Origin of the sequence: Corynebacterium doosanense CAU 212 = DSM 45436, from assembly GCF_000767055.1 — a bacterium.
GTDB classification, from domain to species: domain Bacteria; phylum Actinomycetota; class Actinomycetes; order Mycobacteriales; family Mycobacteriaceae; genus Corynebacterium; species Corynebacterium doosanense.
The window spans coordinates 1,109,909-1,123,721 of the sequence record NZ_CP006764.1; the positions used below are offsets into that span (position 1 = coordinate 1,109,909).

Below are 13,813 nucleotides of genomic sequence, written 5' to 3' on the forward strand. Positions count from 1 at the left end.
TGGGCAGTTGCCGTGCTACCGGGACCTTAGTCCTGGAAGGCCTCCTCGAGCAGGTTGGCCTGCTCGAGCTGGTGGACCTTGGCGATGCCGGTCGCCGTGGACGACTGGGCGCGTCGGGAGACACGCGTCATGCGCGGCATGTCCGGGATGAGCTCCGGCAGGTGCTCGTGCAGGAACGGCCACGGGCCCTGGTTGGCGGGCTCGTCCTGGACGAAGCGGATCTGCTCCAGGTTCGGGTACGCGCCGAACGCTTCCTTGAGGCGGTTGAAGGGGATCGGGTGGATCATCTCCAGGCGCACGATGGCGACGTCTTCGCGGCCGAGCTCCGCACGCTTCTTCTCCAGCTCGTAGTAGATCTTGCCCGAGCAGAGCAGGACGGTCTTGACCTTGTCCACGTCGCCGACAGCCTTGCCCTCGGCGTCGACGAGGCGGGTGTCGTTGATGACCGACTGGAAGCTGGTGACCTTGGTGAAATCCTCCGGAGCCGAGACGGCGTCCTTGTTGCGCAGCATCGACTTCGGGGTGAAGACGACCAGCGGGCGACGCATGGTGCCCAGCGCGTGGCGACGCAGCAGGTGGAAGTAGTTCGCCGGCGCGGTCGGCTGAGCCACCGTGTAGGAACCCTCCGCGGCGAGCTGCAGGAAACGCTCGATGCGGGCGGAGGAGTGGTCCGGGCCCTGGCCTTCGTAGCCGTGGGGGAGCAGCATGATGAGGTTGGAGAGCTGGCCCCACTTGGCCTCACCGGAGGAGATGTACTGGTCGATGATGGTCTGGCCGCCGTTGACGAAGTCGCCGAACTGCGCCTCCCAGGCGACCACGGAGTCGAGGTTGCCCACGGAGTAGCCGTACTCGAAGCCGAGGCCCGCGAACTCGGTCAGCGCCGAGTTGTAGACGAGGAACTTGCCGCCGTTGCCGGCCCCATCAGCCACGGACTGCAGCGGATTGTACTCCGCGCCGGTCTCTTGGTCGATGGTGACGGCGTGGCGCTGGGTGAAGGTGCCTCGGCGGGAATCCTCGCCGGCCAGGCGGACGAGCTTGCCCTCCGCGGCGAGGGAGCCGAAGGCGAGCAGCTCGGCCCAGGCCCAGTCGATGCCACCCTCGGTGACGGACTGTGCGCGCTTCTTGGCCAGCGGCTTCACACGCTTGTGCATGGTGAAACCCTCGGGCGGGTTGATGTAGGAGTTGCCCAGTGCGTCGAGGATCTCCTGGGAGACGGAGGTGTCCAGGCCGGTGGAGAGCGTCTGGGAATCGGTGATGCCCATCTGCTTCTTCGGGCTCTCGTTGCCGGACTCCTTGACCTCGTGGAACACGGAGTCCATCTGGTCGGTGAAGTCGCGCTCGGCGGCCTCGGCGTCCTTCTCGGAGAGCTCGCCGCGGCCGATGAGCTCCTCGGTGTACTTGGTGCGCACGCTCTTGCGGTCGGTGATGCGCTCGTACATCTCCGGCTGCGTCATGGTCGGGTCATCGGCCTCGTTGTGACCGCGCAGGCGGTAGGAGATGAGGTCGATGAAGACGTCCTTGCCGAAGCGACGGCGGTACTCGGTGGCCAGCTGGGCCACCCAGACGACTGCCTCGGGATCCTCGCCGTTGACGTGGAAGACCGGGGAGTCGAAGCCCTTGGCCAGGTCGGTGGAGTAGTAGGTCGAACGCCCGGAGTCCGGGGTGGTGGTGAAGCCGACCTGGTTGTTGACGACGATGTGGATGGTGCCGCCGACGGTGTAACCGCGCAGCTGGGAGAGGTTGATGGTCTCCTGCACCACGCCGAGGCCGGCGAAGGAGGCGTCGCCGTGCAGCAAGAGGGGGACCACGGTGTAGCCCTCCTCACCCTTGTCCAGGATGTCCTGTTTGGCGCGCGCCATGCCCACCACGACCGGGTCGACGGCCTCGAGGTGGGACGGGTTGGCAGCCAGGGTGACCTTGATCTCGCCGTCGCCGAACATCTGGATGTGCTCGCCCTCGGAGCCGAGGTGGTACTTCACGTCGCCCGAGCCGCCGGCCTGTCCGCCGGTCATGCGACCCTCGAACTCGTTGAAGATGTTCGCCAGCGGCTTGCCCACGATGTTGAACAGGACGTTGAGGCGTCCACGGTGGGGCATGCCGATGACGACCTCGTCGAGGCCCTGGCCCGCGGCGGTGTCGATGATGGAGTCCATCATCGGGATGAGCGTCTCGGAGCCCTCGAGGGAGAAGCGCTTCTGGCCGACGTACTTGGTCTGCAGGAAGTTCTCGAAGGCCTCGGCGGCGTTGAGCTTCTGCAGGATGTACTTCTGCTCGGCGTTGGTGGGCTTGGGCATGCCGGCCTCGAGCCGGTCGCGCAGCCACTCGCGCTCGTCGCGGTCGAGGATGTGGGTGTACTCGGAGCCGACCTTCAGGGTGTAGGCGCGGCGCAGGGTGCTCATGACCTCGCGCAGCGTCATGGACTCGCGGCCGGCGAAACCGCCGACGTTGAAGGTGCGGTCGAGGTCCCACAGGGTGAGGCCGTGGGTGGCGGGGTCGAGGTCGCGGTGGTCCGGGACCGGCAGACCGGGCTGGACCCAGTGCAGCGGGTTGGTGTCGGCGACGAGGTGGCCGCGCGAGCGGTAGGCCTCGATGAGCTGCATGACGCGGGTGTTCTTGTCGGTGCCGGCGTCGGGCAGATCCTGAGCCCAGCGGACGGGGGCGTAGGGGACACCCATGCAGCGGAAGATGTGGTCCCAGAACTTGTTGTCCACCAGCAGCTGGGAGATGGTGCGCAGGAACTCGCCGGACTCCGCACCCTGGATGACGCGGTGGTCGTAGGTGGAGGTCAGCGTGAGCAGGCGGCCGATACCCATGTCGGCGAGGCGGTCGGGGGCGGTGCCCGCGAACTCGGCCGGGAAATCCATCGAGCCCATGCCGATGATGGTGCCCTGGCCCTTGGTCAGGCGCGGGATGGAGTGGCGGGTGCCGATGCCGCCCGGGTTGGTCAGGGAGATGGTGATGCCCTGGTAGTCGTCGAGTTTGAGCTTGCCGGCCTGGGAGCGGTTGACGATGTCGTCGTATGCCTCGATGAACTCCGAGAAGTTCATCTTTTCGGCTTCCTTGATGGCGGCGACGACGAGCGCGCGGGAGCCGTCCTTCTGCGGAAGGTCGATGGCCAGGCCCAGGTTGATGTGCTCCGGGGTGACGGACTGCGGCTTGCCGCTCTCGTCGAGCTCGTAGCGCAGGTTCATGTCCGGGTGGTTCATTACCGCGCGGACGATGGCGTAACCGACGATGTGGGTGAAGGAGATCTTGCCGCCGATGGTGCGCTTGAGATGGTCGTTGACCATCGAGCGGTTCTCCCACATGAGCTTGACGGGCATGTCACGCACGGTGGTGGCGGTGGGAACCTCGAGGGACTCGTCCATGTTCTTGGCGATCGCCTTGAACATGCCCTTGAGCTGCTTGGCTCCGGCCTCGGGGGCGTCCTTCGCCTTGTCCATGGGGGAGACCGGCGCCTTGCGGGCGGGCTTCTCTGCCTTGGCGGCCTTCTCCTCCTGGACGGCCTTGCCGACGTGCTCGCCGGTGGCCTTCGTGGTCTGGCGCGGCCCCGCGGTGGTGGCCGGTGCCTTGGCGTCCTTCTTCTGCTCCTCGCGCGCACCCTTCGGAGCGGGCTGAGTGGGGTTCTCCGCCGGGGTGCCGGAGGTCTGGGAGTCGGCGGCGGTGTTGGGCGCGCCGTTCTTCTCGAAGAGCTCGCGCCACTCCTTGTCGACCGACTGCGGATCCTTCTTGAACTGCTGATACATGTCGTCGACCAGCCAGGTGTTTTGGCCGAAAGAATTAGCGCTGCTCACGGCAGGGGCACTCCTCGATAAATTGTTGGCGTTGTAGTGCTACGTGGTGAACCACCATAGCGTAATGACGGGAAGGACGAAGCCGCCCGGGGTCAGTCGAGATCGCTTGGGTCCTGCTGCATGGACCACAGGTGTGCGTACAGTCCGCCCTGGGTCAGGAGGGCCTCGTGGGAGCCGTCCTCCACGACCGTGCCGCCCTCGATGACGATGATGCGGTCGGCGCGCTGCGCGGTGGCGAGTCGGTGGGCGACGATCACCGTGGTGCGGCCCTCGGCCGAGCGGTCGGAGGCGTCGAGAAAGGCGGATTCGGTGGCGGGATCCAGGGTGGCTGTGGCTTCGTCGAGAAGCAGGACGTCCGGATCGGTGAGCTCGGCCCGGGCGAGGGCGATGATCTGCCGCTGCCCGGAGGACAGCCCGCGCCCGCGCTCGCCGACGGGGTGGTGGAAACCACCGTCGATCGTGGCGATGACCCCGAGCGCGCCGATCCGACGCACGGCCTCCTCGACCTCGGCGTCGGTGGCGTCCGGGCGCCCGTAGCGGATGTTGTCGGCGACGCTGCCCATGAACAGGTGCGCCTCCTGCGGCACCTGCACCATGGTGCGCCGCCAGTCGGGGAGCGGAAACTCCCGGATGTCCGTGCCTGATGCCCGCACGGCACCCGCGGTGGGGTCATAGAACCGTGCCAGAAGCTTGACGACGGTCGATTTCCCCGCACCCGTCGGGCCGACGACCGCCACGGATTCCCGGGGGTTGATCCGCAGGTCGAGGTGTTCGGCCACCGTGGGTGACTGGTCGGAGTAGGCGAAGCTGACGTCGTCGAGCGCGAGAGTGCCGCGGGCATGCTCGCGGGCGTTCGGGCGGGTTCCGGAGTCGGTCACATCCGGCCGGCTCGCGAGGAGGTCGGTGATGCGGGTGAAGGAGACCTGGGCGCGCTGCCAGGAGTCGAAGACCATGCCCAGCTGCTGGATCGGGCCGTAGAGCTGCGAGAGGTACATGACAAAGGCGACGAGCACCCCGGCGGAGAGGGTGTCGTCGGCGACGCGGGTGGCGCCGTAGCCGAGCACCAGCGCGGAGGTGATCTGCGAGATCGCCTGGATGCCGGGGAAGAAGACACCCACGGCGGTCTGGGCACGCATGCGCAGCCGGCGGTAACGCTCGGACTGGTCGTGGAACGTGCTCAGGGCGGGTCCGGTCACGCCGTGCATCTGGATCACCCGCAGCGCGGTGACCGATTCCTGGAAGGTGGCGTTGACCCGGGAGACCTGCTCGCGGGCCTCGGAGTACAGGCGTTTCTGCACCCGGCGGAAGACGGCGGTGAGCACGGCGATGATGGGGATGGCCACCGCCGCGACGGCGGCGAGCGAGAAGTCGGTGGCGATGAGCATGCCCAGCACGCCGACGAGTGTGCCCAGGGAGACCACGGCCTGGGCGAGCCCGGTCTGCAGGAAGGACGAGAGGGTGTCGATGTCCGTGGTCATGCGGGTCATGATCGATCCCGAGCGGGTCCGGTCGTAGTACGCCATAGAGAGCCGCTGTAGGTGCGCATAGCTGCGCAGCCGCAGGCCGTAGAGCAGCCGTTCTCCCGAGCGGGAGGTGATCACGGTCTGCACAACGCTGGCCAGCCACGCGAGCACGACCACGGCGATGCCGGCAACCGCGACGATCCACAGCACGTCGGTGCGTCCCTCGCCGATGCCCCGGTCAATGGCCGTGCGCATGAGCAGGGGGAAGGCCAGCGACGCCAGCACACCGATGATCATCAGCGCGATGGAGGCGGTGATGAGCCAGCGCACGGCGGCAAAGAGATCGCGGACCTGGAAACGCTCGCGGTCCGAGCGCAGCACCGCGGTGTCCAGCCCGGGTTCCTCCACGGCGGGAGGAAGCCTGTCCACGTCCGCCAGCAGCTCCGGCGTGGCGGCGATGGAACGACCCCGCCCGCCGGTGGGCCCGACAATGATGTGCTCGTGGAAAGTGTCGTCGACCTCCGGCCAGAGATCACCCGTCTCGCGGGGAGAGTCATCCAGGACGATCTCGGAGGCGCGGGGCTCCATGAACCGGCGGAACGGCTCGGAGTGCTCGACCTCCGACAGCGGGCCGACGGCGACCGTGCGGCCGTGGTCGATGACGGCGACCCGGTCGGCGAGCACGAGCGAGGAGCGGCGGTGCGCCACCATGAGGATCGCCGTGTCGCCCAGCTCGGCGCGCAGGGCGTCGAGGATGAGGCGTTCATTGCCGGCGTCGATGGCGCTGGTGGCGTCGTCCAGGATGAGAACCTCCGGGCGCGCGAGGATCGCGCGGGCGAGGGCGACCCGCTGGCGCTGCCCGCCGGAGAGGGTGAGGCCCCGTTCGCCGACCACGGTGTCCATGCCGTCGTCGAGGCGCGCGATGAACTCCGAGGCCTGGGCGATGTCCGCGGCCCGGGCGACCTCCTCGTCGGAGTAGTGCGCTCCCATGGTGAGGTTCTCGCGGATTGACGCGGAGATGAGCAGCGCGTCGTCGAAGACGCAGGTGACCCGGGAGCGGATGTCGGCGTCGCGCAGCTCGGTGAAGGCCGCGCTGCCCCCGGGGCCCGAGAGTCGGAACTCGCCCGCGTCGGGGCAGTAGAAACCACCGGCCAGCTGCACCGCCATCGTCTTGCCCGCCCCGGGCGGGCCGATGAGCGCGAGCACCGAACCCGGTTCGGCGGTGAGTGTCAGCCCGTTGAGGATGCCGCGGAAGTGCACGTCATCCAGCTCGAGGCCGAGCGGGCCGTCCGGCAGAGCGACGGGGGAGGGCGGATCGGTGTGCTCGGGCGTGAGGGCGAGGACGTCGTCGATACGCTCCACCGAGCTCATGCCCAGCTGGATGGTGATGTACATCGAGGTGAGCAGGGACACCGTCGAGGTCAGTGTCATGAGGTACGCGGTGAAGGCGAAGAACGTTCCCACGGTGAGCTCACCCTGCCGGGTGAGCAGCGCGCCGAGGACGATGGTGATGATGAGCGCGATGCGCGGGAGCTCCGTGAGCAGCGGTTGGAACCGGGCTGTGAGTTTCGCCGTGCGCATTTTGATGGCGAAGAGCGCGCGAGACAGGGAGTCCAGGCGATGGGTCTCCCGGTCCTCCTGCGCGAAGGCCTTGACCACACGCACGCCGGAGACCGTCTGCTCCACGTGGGTGGCCACGTCGGCGGTGGCCTGCTGGGCAGTCCATGTCGCCGCGTACAGCGACTTCCGCGAGCGCCCGGCGAGCAGGATGAGCAGGGGCACGACGGCCAGGGCCACCAGCGTCAGCACGGGCGAGATCCCCGCCATGATGACCAGGACCAAGGCGAGCTGCACCACCCGGGAGATGAGCAGCGGGCCCTGGGAGATGACGGTCTGGAGGCCGCCGAGGTCACTGATCGCGCGGGAGACGACCTGGCCGGTGATGATGTTGTCCTGGCCGGGGCCGTCGAGACGCTGGAGCGTGGCCAGCAGTCGCACTCGGATGTCGTGCTGCGTGTCCACCGACAGTCGCGACGCGCAGTAGCGCCGGACGAACTGGAAAGCGTACTCCGCCAGTGCGACGCCGATGAGCGTGACGACGACCCTGCTCACCGATCCGTCGCGGGCACCGGTGGCGACGTCGATGGCCGAGCCGGTGAGCAGGGGAACCGCTGTCTGCAGAGCGACGGCCGCCACCGCCGTGAGCACGGCGGCGGCGGTGATCCAGCGGCGCTGCTTCAGCGCGGAGAGGATGAGTCCTGTGCCGCGACTCACTTAGCGTCGGATTCGTGGACCTTTGAACCCTCGGTCATCGCGGAGAGGGCGAGGCGGTCAAGCTCCTCGTCCTCCTTCACGTCGCCGGTCAGGGACTTGTCGTCGGGCTCGTCGTCCTTGCGGAAGCGGTTGACCAGGCTGGCCAGCCCGTTCCTCTTCTCGGAGGGGTTCTTCGGCTCGTCCTTCGTGTCGCCGGCCGGGGCGGGCGCGGCGAACTGCGCGGGAACCGCACCGAGGGAGGTGGTGGAGTTTTCGATGAGGTCGCTGGCGAGGCGTCGGTTAGCGAGACCACCCAGCACGGCGCCGATGCCCAGCGGCATGATCTTGCCGACCCAGCTGCGCATCATGCGCTTGGAGACCTGCTTCAGCGCCATCTTGGTGAGGCGGCTGTTGGCGTTGCTCAGGGTCGGGGCGGAGAACTTGCCCAGGATGGTGCCGGGGGAGAAGGAGCCGGCCGAGCCGGGCTGGGTGATGTCACCGACCATGGCCTCGATGACCGCCACACCCTTGGATCCCAGCAGGGTGAGCAGCACCAGCGCACGACGACGCTCGGGGTTGCGGATGTCCACGCCGCGCAGGTGAGCGCTGGCCATGGTGTAAAAGGCGGCGGCGTCGAGGAAGAGCACGGACTCCCCGGCAATGGCCGCCGTGCCGGTGGCCAGGCCGATGCCCGGGACCGCGGCGGCAGCACCGGCGGAGGCGCCGGAGCCGCTGGCCAGGCGGATGAAGTGCTTGTCGATCAGCCGCTGGATCTCCTCCGGCGAGGCCTTCGGGTTCTTCCGGCGCAGGCGTCCGACGTAGCTCTCGATGGTGGAGGACTGCATGGAGACCGCGCGGTCGAGCGTGGAGATGAAGGACTTGCCCACCACGCCGAGGTTCTTCTCCAGGCCCTGGGTGCTCTCGCCCAGGTTGTTCATCAGTTCATCCTGGGTCTGGGTGTTCTGGGGGGTCTGCGAATCTGACATGATTCTCCTTTGTCGTGTGGCCGACGCTGTGGGTGGTAGCGGCGGGCCGCATAAATAAATATTGTCTGCGGTAATTCTCGTCCGGCAATTCTAGGCGGAAGTACGCCGTGCCGGCAGAACCGGCCCCGGGACTGACAGGCAATGTCCACGTTCTCGTTCTAGGTTGGAGCCCATGACAAACCCCAGCGCACAGGCACCTACGGTACAGACCACCGCCGGATGGGTCAGTGGCCTCATCGACGAGGAGCTGGGAATCCGCAGCTGGCGCGGCGTTCCGTTCGGCGCCGACACGTCGGGTGCGTTGCGCTTCCACGCTCCGCGGCCGGCCGATCCCTGGACGGGGATCCGGGAATGTGTGCACTACGGCGAACCCGCGCCCCAGCCGACGTACTCGTGGACCGACCGGATCCTCGGTGACGAGGACTGCCTGCACCTGGACATCGTGCGCCCGGACAACGAGGACGCGGACCTTCCCGCGGTGGTCTACTTCCACGGCGGGTCCTTCGTGGTGGGTTCCTCCTTCGAGCCGGTCCTGCGCGGCACCAATTTCGCCCGGGAGCTCGGGGTGGTCTACGTCTCCGTCAACTTCCGCCTGGGTGTGCTGGGTTATCTGGACATGAGGTCGATCGGCGACGACGCGGTGGCCACCCCGGCGCTGCACGACCAGCTGCTGGCCCTGCACTGGGTGCAGGACAACATCGCGGCCTTCGGTGGGGACCCGGGAAAGGTCACCATCATGGGCGAATCCGCCGGCGGGGGAGCCGTGCTCACGCTGATGACCGCCGCGGGCACGCAGGGGCTGTTCCACGGGGCCGTCGCCCAGTCGCCGCCGCTCGCGCAGATCCACTCCCGGGCGCAGTCCATGATGTGGACCCGCAAGCTGCTCCACCACCTCGCGCTCTCGCGACACGCGGAGCTCAGTGAGATCAGGGAGCTCGACGCCGCGGATCTCGTCCGCGCCGGGCAGTCGATGATGTGGCGCGGCGGCGAGCTGCTCCAGCTCAACTCCTGTTTCGCACCCACCGTCGACGGCGAACTGCTCCAGTCTCATCCGCTCACCGCCTTCGAGCGCGGCGACGAGCACCCGGTGCCGCTGATCATCGGCACCAACGCGGACGAGGCGAGCTTCGGCAAATTCATCTACCAGCGCATGTCCCGGCGCACCCGGGCCTCCGGGCGGTTCCTCAGCGTCTACGACCCCGCCGGGGCCGAGGCCGTGCTCGCCGCCTACGACTCCGCGACCTCGCGGGAGGAGTTCGCCAGCCTGCTCGCCGACGCCATCTTCTGGGCGCCCACCGTGCGCGCTGCCTCGGCGCACAGCACGATCGCCCCCACGTGGATGTACCGCTTCGACTACGCCCCGCAGGCCCTGAAGATGCTCGGCCTGGGTGCCATGCACACCGTCGAGCTCTCCGCCGTCTTCGGCGAACCTCACGCCTCTCGCGCCGGAACACTCTCGCGCTTCGGCGGGATGAACGGCTTCACCGAGGTGGCCGAATTCATGCAGTCCCACTGGAAGTCCTTCCTCCATGACGGCCAGCCCCTGGACAGCTGGCCGCGGTACCGGCAGGACGGGCGGCAGACGATGGTGTTCGACTCCGAACCCAGCCTCGAGTCGGACCCCAAGGCGGAGAAGCGGCGCGCCTGGGAGAAGTTCCACATGACCTCCTGGGGGATGGGCCGGCCGGAGCTGACGGCGGAACTCGGCCTGGAAGTGGTCGAGGGGCTCGAGTGACGGTCCGCGCATTCCGGGCGGGTACCGCATCGGAGGACTAAGCTTGTCTGGGATCGTCGGAGACACCTATGCGCCGGCGGTTTTGACACTTGCGTCTTTAGGGAAGGACCCTGCCCCACCATGAGCTTCTTTGAGGACATCGCCGCAGCGCTCGACGCCGAGGGCATCGAATCCCGAGTCAACGACGACACCATGTTCGTGCCCATCACCTCGGAGCTGGAGATCCAGTTTGTTGAGATCGATCCGATCATCCCGGCCGCGAACGTCTACATCGCCGCCGCGGACGTCGACGAGGACGACGAGGACTTCGAGGCCGTGCTCGTGTCCGTGGTCTTCTCCGTGGAGGACGCGGTGGAGACCGTCGCCCGCAACGTGGCCAGCGACCAAGTGGTCACCGTGCTCCGGGACCTGCTCGAGGGCACCGACGAGCGCATCGGGGACCTGGAGTTCTTCCAGGACTCGAGCAACGCCAACCTCGTCCGGGCAGAGGTCGGGGAGAACTCCGAGATCCAGGTGCTCGTGGAAATTATCGACGGCGCCCCCAGCGCCGTCGTGCAGTTCACCGTGCTGGGAACCAGCGCCGACGGCCTGCTCGACCAGGCCATCGACGAGCTCTGGGAATCCGACGGAGACGCCGAGCTCAGCGACGAGGACCGCCAGCGCCTCTTCGCCGACCTGCAGTCCGACGACACCGACGAGATCCTCAGCCTGGGCGCGTTCACGGACTTCGACAAGCTCTTCGACGTGCTCTCCCTCGCCGCCGACCAGGCCGAGGACTGGGAGGAGCAGCTCGATCCCTTCGATGCCGAGGACTTCGATGAGCCAGATGTCTACGACATCTTCGGCGAGGATGACGGGGACGACGGGGACGACGAGGACTTTGACGACGAAGACACCGAGGACGAGGATTCTGACGACTCTCTCGACACCGACTAGAACTGACCGGACACGGCAGTCTCAGGTAGCTCCCACCTAAATAGGTCAACCCCCGCCGAAAAATAGGTTTACCCTGGATGGTATTGCGGGCCGCACTTGCACCAGCAATGGCGGCCCGCAATTTCTCTACCCAGGTGTTCAAATCGGAGATCCCAGAAGGAGCTTTCCCCCATGCCGTGGTACGAGTTCAGATGCGATGCAGGACATACGAAGGAAGAACGTATGCCCATGTCCAGTGAGACAAGGGAAATCGAATGCCCCACCTGCGGGGACGTCGCGACCCGACGCATCAGCGTGACCAGTGCCCCGAAGATGAATTCCGCCCGCTCGTCGGTGATCAGCAGCGCTATCTCGGACGCCGAGAACTCCGCGCACGCCCCGGCCGTGGTGAATTCTCTCCCGCAGTCAGGTAACACACGGGCGACCCCCGTGTCGCACAACCCGCAGCACGCTCATCTTCCCAGACCCTGATCCACCCCACCCAGGAGGCATCATGCCGCAGAACATTTTCCCGCTGGATTCCGCCAAGAGCTTCGCCGAGCAGGAGAAGCTCGGCCACAACCGCTGGCACCCCGACATCCCGCCGGTGTACACCGTCAAGCCCGGAGATACCTTCCGCGTGGACTGCCGCGAGTGGTTCGACGGAGCCATCAAGAACGACGACAGCGCGGACGACATCCGCGACGCGCCGCTGCACAAAGTCCACACCCTGTCCGGCCCGTTCCGCATCGAGGGCGCCAGGCCCGGTGACCTGCTCGTCGTCGACATCCTCGACGTCGGCCCGATCCCCCAGGAAGAGGGACCGCTGGCGGGTCAGGGCTGGGGCTACACCGGCATCTTCGCCAAGAAGAACGGCGGCAGCTTCCTCACCGACCAGTTCCCCGACGCTTACAAGGCCGTGTGGGACTTCAACGGCCAGAAGGCCACGTCGCGCCACATTCCGGGCGTGGAGTTCACCGGAATCATCCACCCGGGTCTGATGGGCACGGCACCGTCGCCGTCGCTGCTCAAGACGTGGAACCAGCGCGAGGCCGCGCTCATCGCCACCGATCCCGACCGCGTCCCGCCGCTGGCGCTTCCCCCGGAGCCGAACGGGGCGATCCTCGGCGGGGTCTCCGAGCAGGACTTCGACCGCGTCGCCTCCGAGGGTGCCCGCACGGCCCCGCCGCGTGAGAACGGCGGCAACCAGGACATCAAGAACCTGTCCAAGGGCACCCGCGTGTTCTACCCCGTGTTTGTCGACGGCGCGAACTTCTCCGTCGGCGACCTGCACTTCTCCCAGGGCGACGGCGAGATCACCTTCTGTGGCGGCATCGAGATGGGCGGCTTCATCGACTTCCATGTCGACGTCATCAAGGGCGGCATGGAGAAGTACGGCGTGAAAGAGAACGCGATCTTCATGCCGGGCAACGTCGAGCCGCGCCACAGCCAGTGGCTGGCCTTCTCGGGAACCTCCGTCACCCTCGACGGCGAGCAGCGTTACCTGGATTCGCACCTGGCGTACCAGCGCGCCTGCCTGCACGCGATCGAGTACCTCACCACGTTCGGCTGGTCCCCGGAGCAGGCTTACCTGCTGCTCGGTGCGGCGCCGATCGAGGGCCGTTTCTCCGGCGTGGTGGACATCCCCAACGCGTGTGCCACGGTCTACCTGCCCACGGACGTCTTCAACATTGACATCCGTCCGGGCGCGGGCGATCCGCCGCAGATTGACGCGGGCATCGGTGCCCCGCACTCGTCGTTCAACGGCTGATCTGTCCTGACTGGCGGTGCGGCGAAGGTGATTCGCCGCACCGTTTTTCTATCCCAGCTGGGAGAAGTCCTCAGCGGCCTGGACCTGCTCATCGGTCGGGACAACGCCGGTGTAGAGAGTGAACTGCTCGGCGGCCTGCAGAGCGACGACCTCTCCGCCATCGATGGTGGCCTTCGTTGCGGTGCGGGCGGCCTTGATCAGCGGCGTATCGACGGGATTGGCCACCACATCGAAGATCACGGACGCGTTCTCGATCTCCTGGTGCGTGAAGGCCATGGCGTCCGCGTCCGAGCCGAACATGCCCAGCGGGGTGACGTTGACCAGCAGCTCCGCGTCGGCGGGGACGTCTGCGGCGTACTCCCATCCGTAGCGCTCCGCCAGCGCGGTACCGGTCTCTGCGTTGCGGGCGACGATCGTCCCGGAGATCCCGTGGTCGGCGAGCGCGGCGACCACGGCGTTGGCCATGCCACCTGAGCCCTTGACCGCGGCCTTGAGGCCGGGGTCGATCTCGTGGCTGGCCAGCAGCGACTTCACGGCGGAGTAGTCGGTGTTGTAGCCGGTGAGTACGCCGTCCTCGTTGACGATGGTGTTGACGGAGTGGATGCGCTCGGCGGAGGGGTCAAGACCGTCGATCAGCTCGATGACCTCCTGCTTGTACGGCATGGAGACCGCGGCACCGCGGATACCCAGGCCACGGATTCCGGCGATGGCCTGCGTGATGTTGACAGGGGCGACGGCCTTGTACAGGTAGTTCAGGTCGAGCTCGGCGAAGAGCCAGTTGTGGAAGCGGACCCCGTGGTTTGACGGGCGCGCGGCCAGCGAGATGCACAGGGTGGTGTCTTTGTTGACTTTGTTAACCATGGGACTGAGGTTAGACGAATCCGTGGGATACCGGG

8 protein-coding genes are annotated in these 13,813 nt (G+C 67.2%); 4 read left to right on the forward strand and 4 right to left on the reverse strand.

Annotation, left to right across the window (positions count from 1 at the left end):
* Positions 1-26: 26 nt before the first annotated feature.
* The 3 genes from CDOO_RS05520 to CDOO_RS05530 form a co-directional block, all read right to left on the reverse strand.
* On the reverse strand, positions 27-3,794 hold the full coding sequence (locus tag CDOO_RS05520; RefSeq protein WP_018022239.1) for a multifunctional oxoglutarate decarboxylase/oxoglutarate dehydrogenase thiamine pyrophosphate-binding subunit/dihydrolipoyllysine-residue succinyltransferase subunit: 3,768 nt from the start codon (positions 3,792-3,794) through the stop codon (positions 27-29).
* Between the two features lie 92 nt (positions 3,795-3,886).
* Positions 3,887-7,531 carry an ABC transporter ATP-binding protein gene (locus CDOO_RS05525; protein WP_018022238.1) on the reverse strand — a complete coding sequence of 1,215 codons (3,645 nt, stop codon included), beginning with the start codon at positions 7,529-7,531 and terminating at the stop codon, positions 3,887-3,889.
* Positions 7,528-8,496: a hypothetical protein gene (locus tag CDOO_RS05530; protein WP_018022237.1), complete on the reverse strand. Its 969-nt coding sequence runs from the start codon at positions 8,494-8,496 to the stop codon at positions 7,528-7,530. Before CDOO_RS05530 ends, CDOO_RS05525 begins: the two co-directional genes overlap by 4 nt.
* Positions 8,497-8,668: 172 nt before the next feature.
* Here CDOO_RS05530 and CDOO_RS05535 point away from each other — a divergent pair, with 172 nt between their 5' ends.
* From CDOO_RS05535 to fmdA, 4 genes are all read left to right on the forward strand, one after another.
* On the forward strand, positions 8,669-10,231 hold the full coding sequence (locus CDOO_RS05535) for a carboxylesterase/lipase family protein (RefSeq protein WP_018022236.1): 1,563 nt from the start codon (positions 8,669-8,671) through the stop codon (positions 10,229-10,231).
* Between the two features lie 120 nt (positions 10,232-10,351).
* Positions 10,352-11,167: a hypothetical protein gene (locus tag CDOO_RS05540; protein ID WP_018022235.1), complete on the forward strand. Its 816-nt coding sequence runs from the start codon at positions 10,352-10,354 to the stop codon at positions 11,165-11,167.
* 222 nt (positions 11,168-11,389) lie between these two features.
* Positions 11,390-11,638: a zinc ribbon domain-containing protein gene (locus CDOO_RS14510; protein ID WP_425389145.1), complete on the forward strand. Its 249-nt coding sequence runs from the start codon at positions 11,390-11,392 to the stop codon at positions 11,636-11,638.
* A gap of 22 nt (positions 11,639-11,660) precedes the next feature.
* Positions 11,661-12,917 (forward strand): formamidase, encoded by a 1,257-nt coding sequence (fmdA, locus tag CDOO_RS05550; RefSeq protein ID WP_018022233.1) that lies wholly within the window; start codon positions 11,661-11,663, stop codon positions 12,915-12,917.
* Between the two features lie 48 nt (positions 12,918-12,965).
* On the opposite strand, the gene CDOO_RS05555 is transcribed toward fmdA, so the two are convergent.
* Complete coding sequence (locus CDOO_RS05555) at positions 12,966-13,778, reverse strand: shikimate 5-dehydrogenase (RefSeq protein WP_018022232.1); 813 nt, start codon at positions 13,776-13,778, stop codon at positions 12,966-12,968.
* Positions 13,779-13,813: the final 35 nt, after the last annotated feature.

Bases quoted from the DNA above. Each gene is read 5' to 3' on its own strand.
- CDOO_RS05530 (WP_018022237.1), bottom strand. From the start codon at position 8,496: ATGTCAGATTCGCAGACCCCCCAGAACACCCAGACCCAGGATGAACTG.
- CDOO_RS05535 (WP_018022236.1), top strand. From the start codon at position 8,669: ATGACAAACCCCAGCGCACAGGCACCTACGGTACAGACCACCGCCGGA.
- CDOO_RS05540 (WP_018022235.1), top strand. From the start codon at position 10,352: ATGAGCTTCTTTGAGGACATCGCCGCAGCGCTCGACGCCGAGGGCATC.
- CDOO_RS14510 (WP_425389145.1), top strand. From the start codon at position 11,390: ATGCCCATGTCCAGTGAGACAAGGGAAATCGAATGCCCCACCTGCGGG.
- fmdA (WP_018022233.1), top strand. From the start codon at position 11,661: ATGCCGCAGAACATTTTCCCGCTGGATTCCGCCAAGAGCTTCGCCGAG.
- CDOO_RS05555 (WP_018022232.1), bottom strand. From the start codon at position 13,778: ATGGTTAACAAAGTCAACAAAGACACCACCCTGTGCATCTCGCTGGCC.